The sequence below is a fragment of the Dysgonomonas hofstadii genome (assembly GCF_014196915.1).
In the GTDB taxonomy this organism is placed as follows: Bacteria; Bacteroidota; Bacteroidia; order Bacteroidales; family Dysgonomonadaceae; genus Dysgonomonas; species Dysgonomonas hofstadii.
Genome location: NZ_JACIEP010000002.1, coordinates 164,379 through 185,807 on the forward strand (window position 1 = coordinate 164,379; position 21,429 = coordinate 185,807).

The following is a 21,429-nucleotide window of genomic DNA, read 5'->3' on the forward strand; positions in this document are numbered from 1 at the left end:
TATCCGGTTTATGCCAGATCTCTTTTTGATTCGTTTTGGGCAATGCCAAAATGAACAATGAAACAGAACCTTAAAATTCAGCTACTAATACATATAAATAAATATTTTTATCTATCTTTGCCAGATAATATGGGAAGATTTCTGGCAATAGATTATGGAACCAAAAGAACAGGACTGGCCGCTTCGGACACACTGAAAATAATAGCAAACGGCCTGACGACTGTACCAACCCATACATTGCTCGATTATCTGAAAAAATATCTTGAAAACGAAGATGTAGAGCGGATTATTGTTGGACTACCGAAACAGATGAACAACGAATATTCTGACAATATGAAGCATATACGTCCTTTTGTTAAGAAATTACAATCGTTATATCCTGATATTCCCGTAGAGTTATATGATGAACGCTTTACATCAGCCTTAGCCCAAAAAACGATAATTGAAGCCGGACTAAAAAAGAAAGACCGGCAAAATAAGGCCCTTGTGGACGAAATAAGTGCAGTTATTATTTTACAAAGCTATATGGAAAGCCTTCGATTACAGAACAAATAACAATATGATACTACCAATATATTTATACGGACACCCTATTTTAAGGAAAGAGACCAAAGATATCACACCCGATTATCCAAACCTGAAGGAGTTGATCGGCAATATGTTCGATACCATGTATAATGCCGATGGCGTTGGACTGGCAGCACCACAGGTAGGGCTGGATATCCGTCTTTTTGTTATCGATCTGGAACCGCTTGCCGAAGACAATCCGACATACAAAGGGTTCAAAAAAGTCTTTATAAACCCCAAAATAGTAGAATATACAGGCGAAATCGTAAAAATGGAAGAAGGATGCCTCAGCATCCCCGGAATACATGAAGGTGTGGAAAGAGAGGAAACAATCAGGATACAATATCTGGACGAAAACTTCGTTGCTCATGATGAAGTATATGGTGAGTTCTTTGCCCGGTGTATCCAGCACGAATATGACCATATAGAAGGCAAACTGTTTACCGACAAGATATCGCCTATACGCAAACAATTGATAAAAAACAAACTGAACAATTTAATAAAGGGTAGAGTAAATTGCCATTATAGAGTGAAAGCTGTAGAAGGTAAAAGGTGAAACCTGAAAGAGACAGATAGATTTATGAGAAGCATAACAAAAATATTCTTGATACTGATCTGCGCTGTTTTTAGCCTTAGTTCGTGCGTAACAAGTAAAAACACAGACTTGTTGCAGGATATCAAAATGAATCATCCCCAGGTATTAGTAAAGGCTGAAGAATACCGCATCATACCCGGCGACCAGTTGAGCATAGTTGTATATGCGTGGGATAATGAGACCGCCCGCATGTTTTCGGGATATACTCCACGACTGACATACAGAGGATTTGACCAGGGTACCGGAGTAAACACCGGATCTCAGATACAAAGTTTACAGAATACCGATTACATTGCGCCGGTCTCAGTATATGCTGACGGCACAATCACATTTCCCTACATAGGGAAAATATATGTACAGGGACTTACCATGCTACAAGCCAAAAATGTAATCAGTGAAAAATTAAGTACCTTTTCGGATGGCACAACAGCCGATGTTACGCTGGCAAACAGATATTTCAGTATACTAGGCGAAGGCGGGGCAAACCGTATTACAATGACCAGCACTTCAATGACCATACTCCAGGCGTTGGCCATAGCAACTAATATAGGCCCGTACGGAGACCGTTCGCAGGTAACTATCATAAGGCAGAATATAGAAGGAGCAACAACAAAAACGTTCGACCTGAGAAGTAAGGAGATTGTCGATTCTGAATTTTATTACATACAACCTAACGATGTGATATACATACCTCAATCTTCCAAGAAATTCCTCGGTTCAACCAACAATTTCCCTGCTTTAGTAGCAATGCTGCTATCAGTAGCCAGTGCAGTGGTTGTTATACTTAGAATATTCTGATATGAAAAAAAGACATATACACACATATATAATTTTTGTCGGTTTGCTATTCACAGGATGGTTTTCTTCATGTATTTCCAGCGATGAAATAAACTATATGCAGCCAATAGACAAAAAATATCCCCTACAACCCTATGAAGAATACCGTCTGGTAGTAGGAGATATGATAAGTTGCGCCATCTCGTCGAGCGATCAGGAACTGGTCTCTACATTCAACACAGTACTCACCAGCAACCAGAATGCATTGAAAACTTACACCATATACGAAGACAGCACAGTTATACTACCTTTCTTTGGTGTAGCCAAAGTAGCCGGATATACGATACAGGAAGCCGAAAGCATCATTCAGAAGGTGATGCAGGAATCGGTCAGGGACGTACAGGTAAAAGTCTCCCTTGCAAACAATTTCTTTTATATCTATGCAAACGACAAAAGAGGATCTTACAGGGTTTACAAAGACAACCTGACCCTATATCAGGCTTTGGCGATATCGCAACAAACAACAGGGACTATGGATCTTACAAAGGTGACTATCGTACGGAAGAATGCCGATGGATTTACCGATCAGAAAACATTCGACTTGAGATCGCAGGATGTAATAGAATCAGAATTTTATTACATCCAGCCCAACGATGTGATCTATTTCCCGACCAATAAGAATGCATTCTTCAACATCGACTCCCTGGCCTCTTTTACATCCATTATAACCGGACCTTTGACATTCTTCCTCTACTCTATTTTCTATTATTTCTAAACAAAAAACTTTACCGCAACAGATTCGAATTATGGATATTAACAAAAATAACATAAAAAAGGCCGAGAATACCGACCCTTATTTCGAAGAAGTGAAATCGAAAACGAACATTTCTTTCGACTTTATATTGTGGTTCTACAGAATACTCAAGTACTGGTATCTTTTTGTTATCTCCATAGCTTTATGCCTGACTTATGCATTCATAAAAAATAAAACATGGGTGCCCCAATTCATGATACAAGCTGTGATGATACTGGAAGATAAGAACTCGGCCAGTGTTGTTGCCGGAGCAGTACCCACAGCCAGCCTGTTGCGCAACACTGAGAACCAGCAAATCGTATTGAAATCGTACGGGCTGACAGAACGTACCGTCAACCGCTTACCCGACAGAATGCGTGTCGATTATTTCAAACAGACCCGCTTCAAATCAATCAACCTCTATACCGACACCCCTGTGCGTGTCGACATCATTGAATTACAGCCGGCTGCATATAATTACATTTACGATATTACATATATAGACAAGGATAAATGCGAAATCAGTTATAAAGAAAACTCCGAATCAGACGAACGGATCAGGATAACAGCTCCTTACGATCAGGAAATAACCCATTCTCTGTTTAAGATAAAACTGACTAAAACCGACGCTTTTCGTAAAGACCTGAACGAGTTTAAACCCGACATTAGCTCTTTTAGCTTTACTTTCCTTAGTAAAAATACACTGATCGGAATGTTTAGCGGGCGCATAGATTCACGTCTTCAGGCATCGAATTCCACGATACTTAATATTTCAATGGCAGGGCCAAACCCTGACAGAGACATTGATTATCTGAATATTCTTCTCGATGAATTCCTTGACTATAACCTTGCCCTGAAAAATGAACAGGCCGAAAGAACGATCACCTTTCTCGATAATCAGTTAAAACTGATAAACGACTCATTAGATATTTCTCGCCTTAAACTCGAGCAATTTCAGAGAGAAACAGGTGTTTACAATATAACATCCCAATCGCTGAAAATAGATCTGGATAGTGCCAACAGAGAGAAAGACGCCTTAGCGATAAAGGAACGTTCGATACTGGCTTTAACTGAAGCCGTAAAAGAAGGTATCATGGGAAGTGAAGAACTAATTGAGCCGACAAACCTGAATATCACTAACCGGAAACTGAGTGAACTGATTATCAAATACAATGAAATAATTAACAGAGCTAAAAACCTGGGACCAAAAAACCCTCTGTACAACAGGATCATAGACCAATTGAACGACTACAGGAAACAGATACTTACAGAAGTACAGTCGCAACAGGTATACCTACAAGATCAGAAAGACGCCCTGGTAAGGAAATACATCGTACTGGATGCAAAGATGGACAATTTGCCTCCTCAGGAAAGGGATCTGATCAAGTTTCAGAATGAGAACAGGATGAATGAAATATATCAGCAATACCTTACGCAACGAAAGAGGGAGGCTGAGATACAGAAAGCATCGAATATGCCCGATAATACAGTATGGGAAGTACCCCGCCGGATGGGAGGAGCATATAACGGCGATGTACTTAACAAAAACTATATGTACTTCTTTATCATAGGATTGATAATACCTCTATGTTTTGTTATCCTGAAAGAAGAAGTGCTGAACTTCTCCATAACGACTAAAGAAGAGTGTGAAAAAATATCGGGGCTACCAGTTATTGGCACCATCGAAAATGTATCTAAAAAGCTCAGCAACGGTGTTGTTCTGGTAAAAAACTATCCTAAATCGAGTTTTGCCGAGTCGTTCCGGAATATGCGTGTACGTATAGAATACATGGCTCAGCGCGAAAATAAAATAACCATCCTTGTCACCTCGACCGAACCAGCCGACGGCAAAACATTTATTGCGACAAACATAGCTTCGGTATATCAGCTGATGGGCAAAAAAGTCATTATTGTCGACCTCGATTTACGCCGTCCATCCGTTGCAAAAACCCTGCAGGTGGAAGCACAGAAAGGAATATCCAACTATCTGATCGGACAGGTGGATCTCAACGACATTATCACATCGCACCCTGATTATGGCTTCGATATCATACCGGCAGGAACCCTGCCTCCAAATCCGAGTGAGCTGATAAAGACGGCAAAAACAAAAGAATTGATAGATCACCTGAAAGAGATATATGACTATGTAGTAATAGATTGCAGCCCTGTAGGACTGGTTTCCGATGCCTATATACTATCGGAATACGTAGACACTACACTCTTTGTGATACGCCGAGCCAAAACCAACAAATCGTTCTTCAAGAGCGTTATCACCCAGTTGAAGCAAGACGGCGTAGGAAACATCGCGCTTATATTTAATGATGTGAAGGGACGTGAAGGGTATTATGGCACATCCCGCTACTACGGAGACAAGACTTACTACCTCAAAAAGAATTCTTATTATCACGATGATTATTTCGAAAACTAAAAAATATATTAAAAAGAGAGGCCACAACGGTCTCTCTTCTTTTTTGTTAATCTATTATTCATATATTTGCCTGTCTGATAAATAAATTAATATTAACAGCGTTAATATCACAATATAATATATAGTCAAAACGTGAAAAGATTTATATTCTCCATATTTATCCTGCTCAGCACTACATTTGCTACAGCACAAATCAACACAGACAGAGTTATAATGATCGGACGTAATGCTTTGTATTATGAAGATTATGTACTGGCCATACAATATTTCAACCAGGCGATAAAAGCAAAGCCCTATCTGGCAGAACCATACTATTACAGAGCCATTGCTAAATATTACCTTGAGGACTACAAAGGCACCGAGGACGACTGTACGCTTGCACTCGAGCGAAACCCCTTTATGACAAGGGTGTACCACCTCAGAGCCGATGCCCGTCAGAACCAGAATAATTATGACGGAGCACTCGAAGACTATAAAACGACGCTGGAAGCCTATCCAAATGATAAATTCGCCCTGATCAATTCGGGGATAGTGAACATTCAGAAAAAAGACTATGACGAGGCCGAAAAATATCTGAACTCGCTGTTGAAGACAAATCCAAAATATACACAGGGATATCTTTCCCGCGGTGCATTGTATCAGGAAAAAGGAGATACACTGAAGGCTTTTGAAAACTATGACGAAGCCATCAAGATAGATAAATACCTCCCCCAGACCTACTCTATGAGAGGATTGCTACACTATTACAAAAAAGACTTTGACAAAGCCATTGCCGATTTTGATGAAGCCATACGCCTCGATCCTCTGCAAACAGGCAATTATATAAACAGGGGATTGGTTCGCTACTCTAAAAATGACCTGAGGGGAGCCATGTCTGACTACGACAAAGTGATAGAGCTCGAGTCAAATAATATTATAGCCCGTTTCAACAGGGGATTACTCCGCTCACAAGTGGGTGACGACAACCGTGCCATCGCAGACTTCGATGTTGTACTCAAATTTGAACCCAACAACTATATCGCTTACTTCAACCGGGCGATCATAAAAAATAACATCGGTGACTATAGCGGGGCACTCGAGGATATGAATACCGTACTGGCCGAATATCCGGAATTCTATCAGGGATTCTTTGCCCGGGCCGAAATAAAAAGAAAACAAAACGATCTGAAAGGTGCCGAACGTGACTACAATTATGCACGCAACGAAGAAACCAGAAAGAACAACGAACTGGCAGCCGGCATAGGCACAGACGAAAAACCTAAAACCAGGGAAGAATCAGATAAGAGCATCGATAAATTCAATTTGCTGGTCGTAGCTGACAAGACAGACGAAGAAAAAAGTAAATACAACAGCAACACAAGAGGGCGCATACAGGACAAACAGGTCCGGCTCGACCTGGAACCCCGTTTCGTTGTTTCATATTATGAAAAACCAAACGAAATACGCCGCTTTGTCTATTACAGCCAGTTGGTCGACGAGTTAAACAAAAAAGGCTCCCTGCCAAAGAAATTGAGAATAACAAACAGCGAGGCTTCGCTCAACGAATTGCAGATACAGGAACATTTTGCATCGATAGACGAATTGTCAAAAAAGATAGCTAATGATGAAAAAAACGCCGAATTATACTTTGCCCGGGCTATGGAATATATGCTGGTACAGGATTTTGCCAATTCTATCGACGACTTTAACAAGGCAATCAGCCTCAATCCGGCATTCACATTGGCCTACTTTAACCTGGCTGTAGTATATACCAAGCAATTGGAACTGAAAGAGAATATGCCGGAATACGATAAGAAGCCGGAAAACGACATATCTTCACTAGGCGGAAATACAAAAAAAGATGCGAACCTATCTACAAGCAGCACGATGCTCGACGCCTCAAAATATGAATACGACCTGATCGTAAAAAATTATAGTAAAGTAATAGAACTCAGTCCTGAATTCATCTACGCCTACTATAACAGAGCAGCTGTACGCTACAAGCAAAACGATTTCCGCACTGCTATACTTGATTACAATGAAGCTCTGCGTCGCGACAAAGAATTTGCCGAAGCATATTACAACCGGGGCTTAGCACGCTTCCAGGTGAAAGACAAGAACCGTGCTCTAGACGACATGCGTAAAGCCGGAGAAATGGGTATAGTAGAAGCATATAGTATTATTAAGAGGATGACGGAGTAATCTTGAATAAGCACATTATACAATAAAGCCTGTAGAGACGTATTGCATACACCCTTACAGGCTTTCAAATTAAAGTTCGACAATTTTCAAATCCTTGTCCATTCCGATTTTCAATCCGAATGTCGAATACTATAAGTATCTTCGATCCGAAATTATATATCAGGAGGCTTGAATAAACTCTTGTCAAAACATTTACTATCACAAAAATTCATTATTTTTGCAAGTTGAAAAAATAGCTTGTTTGTAGGAGCTATTATAATTAAAATAGAAAGAGATGATAAAAATTACATTTCCTGATGGTTCTGTCCGCGAATTCGCAAAAGGAACTACATCCATTCAAATCGCAGAAAGCATCAGCCAGCGCCTTGCGCAGGAAGTATTGGCGGCAAGGGTAAACGGTGAGATCCGGGATCTTACACGCCCTATCGAACAGGATGCTGCCGTTGAGCTTCTCAAATGGGAAGACGATGACGCCAAGCATGCTTACTGGCACTCGTCGGCTCACCTGATGGCCGAAGCTGTGCAAATACTTTACCCACATGCAAAATTTGGTATAGGTCCGGCCATTGAGAACGGATTCTACTACGATATAGATTTCGGTGATACGCCTGTCAAAGATTCTGATTTTCCGAAAATAGAAGCTAAAATGATGGAGCTGATCGCCAATAAAGAAGAGATACAACGCCAAAGCATTACCAAGCAGGATGCCTTAAAAATGTTTGGCGACCGTGGTGAAGGCTACAAAGTGGAACTGATCAACGATCTTGAGGACGGAACTATTACTACTTATACACAAGGAGTATTTACCGACCTGTGCCGCGGTCCGCACTTACCCAACACGTCCTACATTAAGGCTGTGAAAATCCTTAGTGCGGCAGGAGCATACTGGCGTGGCGATGAGAAACGCAAACAGCTTACCCGCCTTTACGGAATCACATTCCCTAAAAAGAAAATGCTGGATGACTATCTTCTCTTGCTGGAAGAAGCCAAGAAACGTGATCACCGCAAAATAGGCAAAGAACTGGAGCTGTTCGCTTTCTCCGAAAATGTAGGTAAAGGACTTCCATTGTGGTTACCCCGTGGGACACAATTGCGACTGAAGCTGGAAGATTTCCTGAAGAAAATCCAGAAAAAATACGATTATGAGCAAGTAATGACCCCGCATATCGGTAGCAAAATATTGTATGTTACATCAGGTCACTATGCCAAATACGGAAAAGACTCATTCCAGCCGATACATACTCCGGAAGAAGGAGAGGAATTCCTGCTGAAACCGATGAACTGCCCGCACCACTGCGAAATATATAAGGTAGTTCCACGTTCATACAGGGATCTGCCTTTGCGCCTTGCCGAATTCGGAACTGTGTACCGCTATGAACAAAGCGGGGAACTTCATGGACTGACCCGTGTTCGTGGATTCACTCAGGATGATGCGCATATTTTCTGTACTCCTGAACAGTTGAAAGCCGAATTCCTGAAAGTAATGGATATCGTATTCATAATTTTCAAAGCGCTCGATTTTGAGAACTTCGAAGCTCAAATTTCACTGAGAGATCCCGAAAATAAAGAAAAATACATCGGTAGCGATGAAAACTGGGAAAAAGCAGAACGTGCCATTGTAGAAGCCTGTGCAGAAAAAGGTCTTCCTGCTAAAGTTGAGCTTGGCGAAGCAGCCTTCTACGGGCCGAAACTGGATTTCATGGTAAAGGATGCGCTTGGCCGCCGTTGGCAGCTGGGAACCATACAGGTTGACTACAACCTGCCCGAACGTTTCGAACTTGAATATACCGGTGCAGATAACCAGAAACACCGCCCGGTAATGATACACCGTGCACCGTTCGGATCGATGGAACGCTTTATAGCTGTCCTTATCGAACACACTGCCGGCAAATTCCCGTTGTGGCTGGCTCCCGACCAGGTCGTTGTATTGCCTATCAGCGAAAAGTTCAACGATTATGCATACCGGGTATCAGGTTATCTGAAACAACATGGAATAAGCTCGCAAGTTGACGACCGGAACGAAAAAATCGGACGTAAAATACGTGATAATGAATTGAAACGCATCCCTTATTTGCTGGTTGTAGGCGAAAAAGAAGCAGAAACTGAAGAAGTTTCTGTAAGAAAACAGGGCGAAGGTGATACAGGTTCAATGAAATTTATTAACTTTGCTGCCCGATTGAATGAAGAAATGGAAAAAATGATGAATGCATGGGAACATGAATCCTAAGTGTTCGTTATTTATATATTTGAAATTTAAAAATTTAAAATAAAAGATAAAGGAAAAGATTCTAACAGTTTTTGAATGAGGAACAACAGATTTAATCAACAAAAAAAAGAAGATTTACACAGAATCAACGGTAATATCCGTGCGAGAGAAGTCCGCTTGGTGGGCGATAATGTAGAACAAGGTGTTTATACAGTCCAGGAAGCCCTTCGCATGGCAGACGAACTGGAACTCGACCTGGTGGAAATATCACCGACAGCTGTTCCCCCTGTTGTTAAAATAATGGATTATCAAAAATTCCTTTATCAACAAAAGAAAAAACAGAAAGAAGCCAAAGCCAAATCGGTGAAAGTAGTGGTGAAGGAAATCCGTTTCGGACCGCAGACTGACGACCACGATTTCAACTTCAAGCTGAAACATGCTAAAAGCTTCCTTGAAGAAGGATCGAAAGTAAAGGCCTATGTATTCTTTAAAGGACGTTCTATCCTGTTCAAAGAACAAGGGGAAGTCCTGCTTCTTCGCTTCGCTACCGAATTGGAGGATCTTGCAAAAGTAGATCAGCTACCTCAATTGGAAGGAAAGAAGATGATCATGATGATGTCTCCGAAAAAAGCTCCTGTAAAACCGGCGGTAAAACCAAAGGAAGTTGAGAAGAAAACAGAAGCAGTAAAGAAGAATGAAGAAACCCAATCAGAAGAATAATCTATTACATATATTATTCGTGTATTAAACAAATTAATTAATTAACTGAGATGCCAAAACAAAAGACTAATTCCGGTGCCAAAAAGAGGTTCGCCCTTACCGGATCAGGAAAAATCAAAAGAAAACATGCTTTCAAAAGTCACATTCTGACTAAGAAAACGAAAAAACAAAAAAGAAATCTGACTCACACATCTACTGTAAGCAAAGTAGACGAAAAAGCAGTAAAACAATTGTTAGCGATGAAATAATCGCCTTTCGTTTCAAACAAAAGCAAGTTTTAAAAGATTTATTAACCGGATGTACGCAACAAAGAGTTTCTGAAACAAGAAACCGCTATCATTCAAAACATTGTAAATTATGCCAAGATCAGTCAATCATGTTGCATCACGCAACCGCAGAAAAAAAGTATTAAAACTAACAAGAGGTTACTATGGCGCACGTAAAAATGTGTGGACAGTAGCTAAAAACACATGGGAAAAAGGTCTTACCTATGCATTCCGTGACCGTCGCGCTAAAAAACGTAACTTCCGTGCATTGTGGATTCAACGTATCAACGCTGCCGCACGTATCGAAGGAATGTCGTATTCCCGCCTGATGGGCGCTCTTCACAAAAACGGCGTAGAGATTAACCGCAAAGTCCTTGCCGACCTTGCAATGAATCACCCTGAAGCATTTAAAGCAATCGTAGATAAAGTAAAATAAATATACTTTACATACAGAATAAAAAAGCAATCTCAAATGAGATTGCTTTTTTATTATCTGAAAATAAAAGATCATTTAGACCAGAAACGATAGCCAACACGTATTACCGGAGACAAATCAATATTAGGAATCTTATATTTAACTCCATCAAAATCCAGACTTTCACTTTTTCTGCAATAAACATGAAAAGCTGGTTGAACATAAAAATGATTACCTACGAAAAACTGATAACCGACACCTCCACCCGAATCTATGCTAAAAAGATCTTTTTTCATACCTGTATCTTTTCTCTCTATTTCAAATGTATGAAATTCGACATACCCGTACACCTCTAAATTCTTCCAGACATTGTAACCCAGGAAAACACCCGGAGAAGTTTTGTAATATCGCTTAAAATCACCTGAGGAGTTATTGACACCCACTTTTTCCGCATCATATTTACCTCCGTTTATCACGCTGACTCTTACCCTGAACTTATCGTACCTGTACCCTACTCCGACATGAAAACCTCCCGTGATAAACATCGGGAACAAACTTTCCACTTCCAGAGCCTGCCTGGTAGGAGTACGCTTATCAACACTTTCCTGTGCTAAAGAATTATTTGCCAATAAAAAAAATACGGATAAAAAGAAAAAAACACTCTCTTTCATAATTTGATATTTATTTGATTTACGAAACAAATATCAGCATATGAAACGATTCAGTTTCTCCGCATTTGTTACCAAATCATTACTTGGGAGAAAAGACCGAATTGCGGATTCTGCTTAATGACTTCGGAGCTACGCCCAGATAATTCGCAATATGATAAAGAGGTAATTTTTGAAGGATTCCCGGATAAGTATGCAATAACTTTACATAACGTTCTGTTGCCGACAATGTCTGCAAATCGATACTTAGCTGCACCAGTTTAACGTATGCCTGTTCTATCAGTATCCGGTAAAAACGCTCTAACGCAGGTATTTTATCAAACAGATTCAGAATATCTTTTTGCCTGACAATTAGAAGTGCAGAATCTTCTATCGCCTTTATATTCAGATGAGAAGGTAAGCTGTTTATGCGGCTGTGATTATTGGTTACCCATTCACCCTCCAATGCGAAATCAGTAGTTATTTCATTGGCATTATCCAGTGTTTTATAATAGATCAATGCTCCCTTATTCACATAGGCAAGAGAATCACAAATCATATCTTCTTTCAAAAAGAAATCATTCTTTTTGATTATAACTTCCTCAACTATATTTGTCAGCAGTTCCCATTCGCTAAATGTGAGATTAACAATCGAATAGATATTCGCTTTTAGTTTTTCCAAATCCGCATGCATACTATAACAATTAATTATTATCACGAATAAATATAATTAAAAATGTCCATTTTTTACAAGACCGGGAAATAAAGCTTAATTATCTTTATCTCTATTTGAATTATTTCTACTTTTACAACTATGGATTCTTTCGATTTCATACTACCCTCTCCTATTCTTGCTCCTTTTGTAAAACATTACTGGGCATTGAGAATAGATACTCCGTATGTTTCGGAAAGGGTAACTCCTATCGGCTGCGTGCAACTTGTTTTTCACCGGAAAGACAAGATGTATTCACATACCGGTAAGGAAGAACAACCTCTGGCTTTCATCGGAGGACAATGTAACGAATTTGCAGACATCCAGTCTACCGGGAAAGTCGATATGCTGGTCGTATTGTTCCAGCCGCATGGTGCGAAAGCTTTCTTCAATATGCCGATAAATGAATTCAACAACCGGAATATATCTATCGACAGCCTAAATGACAGACCATTAGTACAATTGGCAGATCAGATACAAAACACTTCTGACAATAAGATTGCTATCGCACAAATAGAAAACTTTCTGGTTTCCAGACTGAGAAACTTCGATAATTACAATTACAAAAGAATGACTGAGGTTTTAAAGTCAATAAACAACACACATCAGGCCGGCATAAAACAACTGGCCAATAAAGCGTGCCTGAGCCATAAGCAGTTTAGCCGTATCTTCACAGAATATATCGGCACTACACCCAAAGAATTTACACGTATAATTCGTTTCCAGCGGGCACTATATACACTTCAAAACAATCCGGCAACAGACCAGGCCGGACTGGCATTCGATTGCGGTTTTTACGATCAGCCGCATCTGATAAAAGAGTTCAAGACCTTTTCGGGATATACACCCAATGAATATATGACGATCTGCGCACCATATTCCGACTACTTCACCCAAGTCTGAGGATGTCTGTTTTTTACAAGATTTGAAAAATTTGCTTATCTACTTTTGTGATGTCTTAATTGAATTACAAACCAAAACAGATTTTATGAAAAGATTAGTAGCATTCTTCGAAATCCCATGTTCCAATTTTCAAAGGGCAGTAAAATTCTACAAAAGCATTTTTAATATCGAAATGACAACTTTCGAGTGTGAAAATGAGAAAATGGCATTCTTTCCGGATGAAGACGGATTAGCTCCGGGAGCTATTTCGTGGGCAGAAGATTTTTCACCTTCACAAAACGGGATTCTTATCAGCCTGAACTGTGAGAATATATCCGAAACACTGGCATTAGCAGAAAAGAACGGAGGGAAATTGGTTATTCCAAAAACGAAAATTGAAGCAGAAAACCGTGGTTACTTCTGTGTGTTTTCAGACAGTGAAGGCAACCATATCGGACTGTATTCGGACAATTAATAAAAGAGGCTGTCCCAAAAGTAATTTCTGGTTTCTTTTTGTCATATTGAACGCAGTGAAATATCTCTTTTCGGGAGAGTTTAGATCCTTCGTTGCACTCAGGATGACAGAGAGAGTAACACTTTAACAGTGCAAAATCACTTTTGGGACAGCCTCTTTTTATTTCATTACAGACAATTGGTTATCAACGAGTTAAAGCCAATATTTATTTATTTGAATAACAGAGAGAAATATCCCTCAGGATAACTGACTAACTGCTGAACTTATCTTTCTTATCATTTGTTAATTGTATATGTATTATTTGTTAATCATAAAAATAACAAACATGAAATCAAAACTATCTGCTATGTTGCTGGCTATTGCCGCTTCGTTTATTTATCCACTTCCAACAGAGTCCTGCACAGGTATTACTTTGAATAGTAAAGAGGGAACTACCATCGTTGCGCGCACCATAGAATGGGGCGGAAGTAATCTGAACAGTCAGTATGTTGTTGTACCCAGAGGATATACCAACCAATCGTATATTCCCGGAGGAATTGGCGGCATGAACTTTACTGCCCGTTACGGATATGTGGGACTGGCTGTCGAACAAAAAGACTTTGTAGCCGAGGGATTAAATGAAATGGGGCTTTCAGCCGGGCTATTCTACTTTCCCTATTACGGAAAATATGAAAGTTATGATCCGGCAAAAAAAGAAAAGAGTATAGCTGACCTACAACTCATATCCTGGTTGTTGGGCGAATGTAAAACAGTAGACGAAGTAAAAGAGGCCGTTAAGAAAGTATGCGTTGTTAGTATTGATCCACGTGCATCAACTATTCACTGGCGATTTACTGACACATCGGGACGCCAACTTGTTCTCGAAATTATAAATGGTGTTCCCGTGTATTACGAAAATAAGTTGGGAGTACTCACAAACTCTCCGGGTTTCGAGTGGCATCTGACCAATCTCAATAATTATGTCAACCTTTTTACGGGTACAGCTCCTGCAAAACATCTGGGAAACATAGAAATAACATCCTTTGGTGCAGGCAGTGGCTTTCTGGGAATACCCGGAGACGTAACTTCCCCGTCGCGGTTTGTTCGTGCTGCTTTCTACCAGACATCAGCGCCACAGCAAGACACCGCTCTGAAAACAGTGCTTCAATGTTTTCAAATATTAAATAGTTTTGATATACCGGTAGGAATAGAGTTTCCAATAGGACAAGTGCCTTCTGACATACCAAGTGCCACACAATGGACTTCCGCCACCGATATGGAACACCGTATTATTTATTTCCGCACCATGTACAACAGTACCATCAGAAGTATCGACCTGAATACTATTGATTTTTTGAATGTCTCGTATCAGGCAATACCAATGGATATTAAAATGCAGCAACCTGTAGATATTATAAATATAAATTAGGAAGTAATCATTGAATAAATACCTCTCAACTGACCATTGGCTTCACCAATTATTTCGTTCTTTATAACAAGAAGAGGCATCTCAAAGTGAGATGCCTCTTTTCTCTATAAATTATATAATTAACACATTGTACAATTAACGGGTTTCAACTGCTGAAAAAAATCATTTCCTTTATCATCGACAAGGATGAATGCAGGGAAATCAACCACTTCTATTTTCCAGATAGCCTCCATACCCAATTCAGGATATTCAAGGCATTCAAGACTCTTGATACTGTTTTGAGCTAAAATCGCAGCAGGCCCCCCGATACTTCCCAGATAGAAGCCGCCATGCTTCTTACAGGCATCTGTTACCTGCTGGCTGCGATTACCCTTGGCGATCATAACCATACTACCGCCATGCGACTGGAACGAATCCACATAAGAGTCCATACGTCCGGCTGTCGTCGGCCCCATCGAACCACTAGCATACCCTTTCGGTGTTTTAGCAGGACCTGCATAATAGATTGGGTGATCCTTAATATATTGCGGTAGTCCCTCACCTTTATCAATTCTTTCCTGCAATTTTGCATGAGCTATATCACGGCCTACAATGATTGTTCCGGTGAGTGACAAGCGTGTAGAGACCGGATATTTTGTAAGTTCGGCCAGTATTTCCTTCATCGGGTGGTTCAGGTCGATCTTAACTCCTCCGGCTTCTCCGGCCTGCCTGTATTCCTCAGGAATCAGACGTCCCGGATTATCTTCAAGCTTTTCCAACCATACTCCGTCCTTATTGATCTTCCCTTTTATGTTACGGTCTGCCGAACAGGAAACTCCCATCCCGACAGGACATGATGCCCCATGGCGAGGCAAACGGACCACACGTATATCGTGAGCGAAGAATTTACCTCCGAACTGTGCGCCAAGGCCAAGTTGCTGCGCTGCTTTTAACAATTTCGCTTCCATTTCCAGATCGCGGAAGGCACGTCCGCCCTCGTTACCCGAAGCCGGTAATTCATCATAATATTTAGTCGACGCCAGTTTAACCGTTTTCAGGTTTGTTTCTACCGAAGTGCCACCAATCACAAAAGCAATATGGTAAGGTGGGCAAGCTGCAGTACCCAGCGATTTCATTTTCTCAATCAGGAAAGGTTCCAGTTTTTCAGGAGTAAGCAATGCTTTCGTTTCCTGATAGAGATATGTTTTATTGGCAGATCCACCGCCTTTAGCTACAAACAGGAATTTATATTCATTCCCCTGAATGGCATAAAGGTCGATCTGGGCGGGAAGATTCGTGCCCGTATTTATCTCTTTATACATATCCAGCGGGGCATTTTGCGAATAACGGAGATTATCTTCGGTAAAAGTATTATATACACCTCGCGACAAGGCTTCTTCATCATTCGCACCTGTAAACACATTCTGACCTTTTTTCCCCATAATAATGGCTGTACCCGTATCCTGGCAGAAAGGAAGAATTCCTTTTGCCGAAATTTCAGAATTACGCAGGAAAGTAAGAGCTACGAATTTATCATTGTCACTGGCCTCCGGATCGGAAAGTATTTTAGCCACCTGTTCCTGATGCTCGGGACGAAGCAGGAATTCCACATTATGAAAAGCATGTTGAGCCAGTAATGTAAGAGCCTCGGGTTCTACTTTCAATATTTCCTGTCCTTCAAAGTTTGCCGTAGACACATAGTCTTTCGATAATAGATAATACTCTGTCGTATCTTTCCCCAATGGGAACGTTTCCTGATACTTAAACGGAGGAGTTGCCATATTTAATTTACGTTTTTAGTTTGATACGCAAAAATACTAAATTAGTATCACCTTTTCAAGAAAGAAAGGTTTATAAAAGATAAAAAAGAAAGTGGTTTTATACTAAATTATAACTGAACAAATGTCATTCCCGAAAAAACTTGTATCTTTGTAATGTATTATATAAATTAGGGTAATTATATTGAAACTGAAGAAATAGGTTAAACATACACAAATGAATACAAAAAAATATATCCTGTTATTATCCCTGATGATGATGCTTCCCTTGTTTGCAGCAGGGCAAAGGATGAGATTCGTCACAAAAAGGGAGGCCGAGCAGTTGGGCCAAAAAGAATATAAAGCCAGTACCGGGGAAGTTACAAAAGTGGTAAACACCGTAGGTAGCGGACTCGACGATGAATACTCGCAATTTCTGTTCAGAAAGACAGGGAATGCTGAAGTCGATTCCATTTTTTCGGACATAAATTCCAATTATGACAATCTTGAAGAAGCAGCGCTCGACATCGACCGCCTGCTACGGGAAGTAGACCTCGACAGAAAAACCAATAGTGAGACCAACGAAGCGCTACAATTTTGGATAGCACGCAGAAACAGGGAACGGAAGAAAAAAGAACAGGAGGCCGGCAAAGTCGCTGACAACCTGCTCAAAAGAGATCCTTCGGTAGAACAATTAATCAGAGACAGATATCGTTTTGGCAACCAGCCTACCTTTTATATAAACGGTGTGGAAGTAGACAACAGTGTCGCTAACAAGCTATATCCGGGAGAAATCATAAAACGTGATATCCGCACCAAAGACACAGCCTCGGGAAACCCAAATGGAGAGATATGGCTGACTGTTACCGACAAGGCCCTAAAACGGGTAAAGATTCCATTAGAACTTACATATAATTATTTGTATGAGGAGGCCGAAACAGCACCTGCTAAAGAACTGGCTACCTACCTCGAAGAAAAAGAAAAAGAACGTAAAAGGATTGAAGCAAAATCACTGCCTGTCGTAAGAAGAGAAAAAACTTCGAGCGGAGAATATGTAGACATACCGGCTTCAGGACAATCAGGAACTACTGTAATAAAAAGCCAGGTAGAGGAAACGGAACAAGCCCGGGACTCGAGGACACAGGTAATATCCAGATCTGTAAACGATCAGGTTGTGTTTGGCAGAGAAGATCAACCTCAAACATCGCAACCAGCCTCAAACAGACAATCACAACCTGTTATAAAAAGAGAAGTGGAAAGCAATCCGGCTAATACTCTGCCGCAAAACAACCAATCTCAACAACAGGCAAAACAAAAGCAAGAAGTAAAAAATGAGCAGTCGTCTAAAAAGTCGGTAAGAAAAATAAAACAGGACAGAGAAAGACGCTACGACGAGGACGGCCTTGAAATATATGAAGATTAATCTTTAAGTAATTTTTCAATAATAACAGGAAAGTGCGTATACTCCAGTATATGCACTTTTTTTGCGACATCCTCATAACTATCCGATGGAAGAACAGGACATTTAGCCTGAAAAACGACAGCCCCTTCATCATAGTTTTCATTTACATAATGAATTGTAATACCCGATTCTTTCTCGCCGTTTTCTACAACAGCCTTATGCACATTATCGCCATACATCCCCTTTCCTCCGTATTTAGGTAAAAGAGCCGGATGAATGTTTATTATCCCATCAGGATATGCATTTATAAGATTTTCGGGAACCTTTAGAAGAAAGCCCGCAAGAACGATAAAATCAATTTCTCTCTCTTTCAGAATATCAAGCACTTTATCTGTAGTTTCAAAATCGTTTTTAGAGAAAGTGACAGACTCTATTCCATAGCTTTTTACCCTCTCATGCACAAAGGCATCCTTCTTGTTTGAAATGATTAACGCAATATTTACTATTTCATCATTCGCAAAATATTTAATGATATTTTCAGCGTTAGTTCCTGATCCTGAGGCAAAAATGGCTATATTTTTCATTTAATCAAATTATACATATCTGCACACAAACAAAAATAATGTGCAATTTTAACTATTTTATAAGGAAAATATTTGTTTCGTATGCATAAAAAAACGTTACTTTGCACCGACAAAATTAAAAATAAAAATTTATTATTAATCAAAACTAAGAATTATGTCAGAAGTAGCATCAAAAGTGAAAGCAATTATTGTTGATAAATTAGGTGTTGAAGAGTCTGAAGTAACTGATACTGCAAGCTTTACAAACGACCTAGGCGCAGATTCACTTGACACAGTAGAATTAATCATGGAATTCGAAAAAGAATTTGGCATTTCTATTCCGGATGATCAGACTGAAAAAATCGCTACAGTAGGAGACGCAGTTTCTTACATTGAAGCAAATGCAAAATAATCTTTTTTCCAATAATTAATTATGGAATTAAAAAGAGTAGTAGTAACAGGTCTGGGCGCGGTATCTCCTCTTGGCAACGATGTAGAAACTACATGGAAAAATGCCATTGCAGGGATAAGCGGGGCTGGACCTATTACTCATTTTGACGCGTCAAAATTTAAAACACAATTCGCATGCGAAGTAAAAGACTACGATCCATCGAAATATATGGACCGGAAAGAGCTTCGCAAATGCGACAGATATACACAACTGGCTATCGGTTCTTCAGAAGAAGCCATTGCGGATTCGGGACTCGACTTTGAAAAAGAGAACTGCGACCGGATCGGGGTTATCATGTCTGCCGGTATTGGTGGTATCAGAACTTTCGAAGAGGAAGTAGGATATTACTATACACACGAAGAGATGGGACCTAAATTCAATCCGTTCTTCATTCCCAAGATGATCTCGGATATAGCAGCAGGTCTGATATCAATACGCTACGGACTAAGAGGACCAAATTACGGTACAGTATCGGCATGCGCATCATCAACACACAGCGCTATATCTGCATTTGACCACATTCGTTTGGGCAAAGCAGATGTTATGGTGGTTGGTGGCGCAGAAGCTGCCATATCTGCATCGGGTGTAGGCGGATTCAATGCTATGACTGCACTATCTACCCGTAACGATTCTCCTACGACAGCTTCGCGCCCATTTAGCGCCAGCCGCGACGGATTCGTTATCGGTGAAGGTTCAGCTTGTCTTATCCTTGAAGAATTGGAACATGCTTTGGCTCGCGGTGCTAAAATATACGCTGAAGTAGTCGGTGGAGGTATGTCGGCCGATGCTTATCACCTTACAGCTTCGCATCCTGAAGGATTGGGCGCTAAATTAGTGATGAGAAATGCTTTGGTTGATGCGCAGATAGATCCGACTGAGATGGACTATATCAATGTTCACGGAACATCTACCCCGGTAGGCGACCCGTCAGAGATTAAGGCTATTAAGGAAGTATTCGGCGATCATGCCTATAAACTAAACATCAGTTCCACTAAATCTATGACAGGCCACCTTCTTGGAGCCGCCGGAGCATTGGAAACTATGTTTTGTGTTTTAGCCATACAGAATGATATTGTCCCTCCTACCATCAACTTCACAGAAGGTGATGAAGATCCTGAAATCGATTATAAATTAAACCTGACTTTCAACAAAGCTCAGAAGAGGACAGTTAACGTTGCTTTATCGAATACATTCGGATTCGGAGGACATAATGCTTGTGTTATAGTAAAGAAGTTTAAGAAATAAGTCATCGTGCTTAAAAAGATATATCGAGAAATAAGGCTTCTTCCCAAAAAAGGGAAGGAGCCTTATTTGTCTTTTTATAAGATACTGGGCTTCTATCCTTTCAATATAACTTTATACGAACAGGCTTTATTACACAAATCATCTTCCATAAAACTAAAAGATGGGAAATGGATAAACAATGAGCGCCTCGAATTTCTTGGAGATGCTATACTGGATGCCATTGTTGCCGATATTGTATTCAAAGAATTTGAGTACAAGAAAGAAGGATTCCTTACCAATATGCGTTCAAAAATCGTTCAGCGCGAAACCTTAAACAAACTGGCTCTCGAGCTGGGTATAGACAAGTTGGTGAAGACCTCTGCAAAAAACACTGCTCCGAATACACATATGTACGGCAATGCACTGGAAGCATTGATCGGGGCTATCTATCTGGATCAGGGCTACCGGGCTGCAAAAAAATTCGTATTCGAAAAGCTGATAACACAATATCTAAACATAGAAACAGTCGCCGAACAGGAAGCTAATTACAAATCACGCCTGATAGAATGGAGCCAGAAGCAGAAGATCTCTGTTAGCTTCGACCTTATCGACAGCTTTGTAGACGAACACAATACTCCGATATTTAAGACTGCCGTCATGATCTTAGGAGAACGGGCCGGACTTGGAACCGGATACTCTAAAAAAGAATCGCAACAAAAAGCAGCAAAAGAAGCATACAATAAGCTGCACAAGAACACTGAGTTCAGGAGTCACATATTTGAACTGCATTACACCCAGCAACAAAAACACAGCGAGCAATATGTGAAGACATCCGAGAAAGATACAGATCAACAATAATTATACACCAATATACTTTATTGTAGAATAACTTTTATTCTACCGCTTCCTCTTTTTCTTACATTAGAAAATTCTAATTATCTATTTGAATTAAAATACTGATATTTATTTTCACATTAACAG

At 40.2% G+C, this 21,429-nt stretch carries 21 protein-coding genes; 17 read left to right on the forward strand and 4 right to left on the reverse strand.

The features are described 5' to 3' along the window. Positions 1-129 precede the first annotated feature (129 nt). The 10 genes from ruvX to rplT all read left to right on the forward strand — a co-directional run bounded on the left by ruvX (position 130) and on the right by rplT (position 10,969). Positions 130-555, forward strand: a complete 426-nt coding sequence (ruvX, locus tag GGR21_RS02700) for a Holliday junction resolvase RuvX (RefSeq protein WP_183305637.1) — start codon at positions 130-132, stop codon at positions 553-555. Between the two features lie 4 nt (positions 556-559). After that, positions 560-1,123 (forward strand): peptide deformylase, encoded by a 564-nt coding sequence (gene def / locus GGR21_RS02705; RefSeq protein ID WP_183305638.1) that lies wholly within the window; start codon positions 560-562, stop codon positions 1,121-1,123. A gap of 24 nt (positions 1,124-1,147) precedes the next feature. Next, positions 1,148-1,960 (forward strand): polysaccharide biosynthesis/export family protein, encoded by an 813-nt coding sequence (locus GGR21_RS02710; RefSeq protein WP_183305639.1) that lies wholly within the window; start codon positions 1,148-1,150, stop codon positions 1,958-1,960. Position 1,961: 1 nt separating this feature from the next. Continuing rightward, positions 1,962-2,714 (forward strand): polysaccharide biosynthesis/export family protein, encoded by a 753-nt coding sequence (locus GGR21_RS02715; RefSeq protein WP_183305640.1) that lies wholly within the window; start codon positions 1,962-1,964, stop codon positions 2,712-2,714. Positions 2,715-2,745: 31 nt separating this feature from the next. Then, a complete protein-coding gene (locus tag GGR21_RS02720) occupies positions 2,746-5,160 on the forward strand; it encodes an exopolysaccharide transport family protein (protein WP_183305641.1) in 2,415 nt (804 codons plus the stop codon). Positions 5,161-5,292: 132 nt separating this feature from the next. Next, positions 5,293-7,341 (forward strand): tetratricopeptide repeat protein, encoded by a 2,049-nt coding sequence (locus GGR21_RS02725; RefSeq protein WP_183305642.1) that lies wholly within the window; start codon positions 5,293-5,295, stop codon positions 7,339-7,341. Positions 7,342-7,615: 274 nt separating this feature from the next. After that, positions 7,616-9,568 carry a threonine--tRNA ligase gene (gene thrS / locus GGR21_RS02730; protein ID WP_183305643.1) on the forward strand — a complete coding sequence of 651 codons (1,953 nt, stop codon included), beginning with the start codon at positions 7,616-7,618 and terminating at the stop codon, positions 9,566-9,568. A 75-nt stretch (positions 9,569-9,643) separates the two neighbouring features. Continuing rightward, on the forward strand, positions 9,644-10,267 hold the full coding sequence (infC, locus tag GGR21_RS02735) for a translation initiation factor IF-3 (RefSeq protein ID WP_183305644.1): 624 nt from the start codon (positions 9,644-9,646) through the stop codon (positions 10,265-10,267). A 50-nt stretch (positions 10,268-10,317) separates the two neighbouring features. Further along, on the forward strand, positions 10,318-10,515 hold the full coding sequence (gene rpmI, locus GGR21_RS02740) for a 50S ribosomal protein L35 (protein ID WP_183305645.1): 198 nt from the start codon (positions 10,318-10,320) through the stop codon (positions 10,513-10,515). A 109-nt stretch (positions 10,516-10,624) separates the two neighbouring features. Beyond that, positions 10,625-10,969 (forward strand): 50S ribosomal protein L20, encoded by a 345-nt coding sequence (rplT, locus tag GGR21_RS02745; protein ID WP_183305646.1) that lies wholly within the window; start codon positions 10,625-10,627, stop codon positions 10,967-10,969. 71 nt (positions 10,970-11,040) lie between these two features. Here rplT and GGR21_RS02750 read toward each other — a convergent pair whose 3' ends face one another. Together GGR21_RS02750 and GGR21_RS02755 are read right to left on the reverse strand one after the other, a co-directional pair. Continuing rightward, positions 11,041-11,619 (reverse strand): porin family protein, encoded by a 579-nt coding sequence (locus GGR21_RS02750; RefSeq protein ID WP_183305647.1) that lies wholly within the window; start codon positions 11,617-11,619, stop codon positions 11,041-11,043. A gap of 79 nt (positions 11,620-11,698) precedes the next feature. Continuing rightward, complete coding sequence (locus GGR21_RS02755) at positions 11,699-12,289, reverse strand: Crp/Fnr family transcriptional regulator (RefSeq protein ID WP_183305648.1); 591 nt, start codon at positions 12,287-12,289, stop codon at positions 11,699-11,701. A gap of 120 nt (positions 12,290-12,409) precedes the next feature. Between GGR21_RS02755 and GGR21_RS02760 the strand changes: the two genes are divergently transcribed. The 3 genes from GGR21_RS02760 to GGR21_RS02770 all read left to right on the forward strand — a co-directional run bounded on the left by GGR21_RS02760 (position 12,410) and on the right by GGR21_RS02770 (position 15,072). Continuing rightward, on the forward strand, positions 12,410-13,210 hold the full coding sequence (locus GGR21_RS02760; RefSeq protein WP_183305649.1) for an AraC family transcriptional regulator: 801 nt from the start codon (positions 12,410-12,412) through the stop codon (positions 13,208-13,210). A gap of 85 nt (positions 13,211-13,295) precedes the next feature. Beyond that, entirely contained in the window at positions 13,296-13,664 is a 369-nt protein-coding gene (locus tag GGR21_RS02765; protein WP_183305650.1) for a VOC family protein, read from the forward strand. A gap of 325 nt (positions 13,665-13,989) precedes the next feature. Continuing rightward, the gene (locus GGR21_RS02770) at positions 13,990-15,072 is read left to right on the forward strand and encodes a linear amide C-N hydrolase (RefSeq protein WP_183305651.1); all 1,083 of its coding nucleotides are present in this window, start codon (positions 13,990-13,992) and stop codon (positions 15,070-15,072) included. A gap of 119 nt (positions 15,073-15,191) precedes the next feature. On the opposite strand, the gene GGR21_RS02775 is transcribed toward GGR21_RS02770, so the two are convergent. Continuing rightward, complete coding sequence (locus tag GGR21_RS02775; protein ID WP_183305652.1) at positions 15,192-16,832, reverse strand: fumarate hydratase; 1,641 nt, start codon at positions 16,830-16,832, stop codon at positions 15,192-15,194. 214 nt (positions 16,833-17,046) lie between these two features. Here GGR21_RS02775 and GGR21_RS02780 point away from each other — a divergent pair, with 214 nt between their 5' ends. Next, positions 17,047-18,231 carry a hypothetical protein gene (locus GGR21_RS02780; RefSeq protein WP_183305653.1) on the forward strand — a complete coding sequence of 395 codons (1,185 nt, stop codon included), beginning with the start codon at positions 17,047-17,049 and terminating at the stop codon, positions 18,229-18,231. Here GGR21_RS02780 and purN read toward each other — a convergent pair. Next, positions 18,228-18,794: a phosphoribosylglycinamide formyltransferase gene (purN, locus tag GGR21_RS02785; RefSeq protein ID WP_183305654.1), complete on the reverse strand. Its 567-nt coding sequence runs from the start codon at positions 18,792-18,794 to the stop codon at positions 18,228-18,230. The two genes, GGR21_RS02780 and purN, sit on opposite strands and share 4 nt — an antisense overlap. Positions 18,795-18,948: 154 nt before the next feature. Between purN and GGR21_RS02790 the strand changes: the two genes are divergently transcribed. The 3 genes from GGR21_RS02790 to rnc are packed head-to-tail and all read left to right on the forward strand — an operon-like array spanning position 18,949 to position 21,306. Beyond that, complete coding sequence (locus tag GGR21_RS02790) at positions 18,949-19,185, forward strand: acyl carrier protein (protein WP_006798850.1); 237 nt, start codon at positions 18,949-18,951, stop codon at positions 19,183-19,185. Positions 19,186-19,206: 21 nt separating this feature from the next. Beyond that, the gene (fabF, locus tag GGR21_RS02795; RefSeq protein ID WP_183305655.1) at positions 19,207-20,469 is read left to right on the forward strand and encodes a beta-ketoacyl-ACP synthase II; all 1,263 of its coding nucleotides are present in this window, start codon (positions 19,207-19,209) and stop codon (positions 20,467-20,469) included. A 6-nt stretch (positions 20,470-20,475) separates the two neighbouring features. Further along, positions 20,476-21,306 (forward strand): ribonuclease III, encoded by an 831-nt coding sequence (gene rnc / locus GGR21_RS02800; RefSeq protein ID WP_183305656.1) that lies wholly within the window; start codon positions 20,476-20,478, stop codon positions 21,304-21,306. Positions 21,307-21,429: the final 123 nt, after the last annotated feature.

Excerpts from the sequence above, each read along its gene's own strand:
- thrS (WP_183305643.1), top strand. The coding sequence starts at position 7,616 with ATGATAAAAATTACATTTCCTGATGGTTCTGTCCGCGAATTCGCAAAA.
- rplT (WP_183305646.1), top strand. The coding sequence starts at position 10,625 with ATGCCAAGATCAGTCAATCATGTTGCATCACGCAACCGCAGAAAAAAA.
- ruvX (WP_183305637.1), top strand. The coding sequence starts at position 130 with ATGGGAAGATTTCTGGCAATAGATTATGGAACCAAAAGAACAGGACTG.
- GGR21_RS02780 (WP_183305653.1), top strand. The coding sequence starts at position 17,047 with ATGAATACAAAAAAATATATCCTGTTATTATCCCTGATGATGATGCTT.
- GGR21_RS02710 (WP_183305639.1), top strand. The coding sequence starts at position 1,148 with ATGAGAAGCATAACAAAAATATTCTTGATACTGATCTGCGCTGTTTTT.
- GGR21_RS02760 (WP_183305649.1), top strand. The coding sequence starts at position 12,410 with ATGGATTCTTTCGATTTCATACTACCCTCTCCTATTCTTGCTCCTTTT.
- fabF (WP_183305655.1), top strand. The coding sequence starts at position 19,207 with ATGGAATTAAAAAGAGTAGTAGTAACAGGTCTGGGCGCGGTATCTCCT.
- GGR21_RS02750 (WP_183305647.1), bottom strand. The coding sequence starts at position 11,619 with ATGAAAGAGAGTGTTTTTTTCTTTTTATCCGTATTTTTTTTATTGGCA.
- infC (WP_183305644.1), top strand. The coding sequence starts at position 9,644 with ATGAGGAACAACAGATTTAATCAACAAAAAAAAGAAGATTTACACAGA.
- rpmI (WP_183305645.1), top strand. The coding sequence starts at position 10,318 with ATGCCAAAACAAAAGACTAATTCCGGTGCCAAAAAGAGGTTCGCCCTT.
- GGR21_RS02715 (WP_183305640.1), top strand. The coding sequence starts at position 1,962 with ATGAAAAAAAGACATATACACACATATATAATTTTTGTCGGTTTGCTA.
- GGR21_RS02720 (WP_183305641.1), top strand. The coding sequence starts at position 2,746 with ATGGATATTAACAAAAATAACATAAAAAAGGCCGAGAATACCGACCCT.
- purN (WP_183305654.1), bottom strand. The coding sequence starts at position 18,794 with ATGAAAAATATAGCCATTTTTGCCTCAGGATCAGGAACTAACGCTGAA.
- GGR21_RS02790 (WP_006798850.1), top strand. The coding sequence starts at position 18,949 with ATGTCAGAAGTAGCATCAAAAGTGAAAGCAATTATTGTTGATAAATTA.
- GGR21_RS02765 (WP_183305650.1), top strand. The coding sequence starts at position 13,296 with ATGAAAAGATTAGTAGCATTCTTCGAAATCCCATGTTCCAATTTTCAA.
- GGR21_RS02755 (WP_183305648.1), bottom strand. The coding sequence starts at position 12,289 with ATGCATGCGGATTTGGAAAAACTAAAAGCGAATATCTATTCGATTGTT.
- GGR21_RS02770 (WP_183305651.1), top strand. The coding sequence starts at position 13,990 with ATGAAATCAAAACTATCTGCTATGTTGCTGGCTATTGCCGCTTCGTTT.
- GGR21_RS02775 (WP_183305652.1), bottom strand. The coding sequence starts at position 16,832 with ATGGCAACTCCTCCGTTTAAGTATCAGGAAACGTTCCCATTGGGGAAA.
- def (WP_183305638.1), top strand. The coding sequence starts at position 560 with ATGATACTACCAATATATTTATACGGACACCCTATTTTAAGGAAAGAG.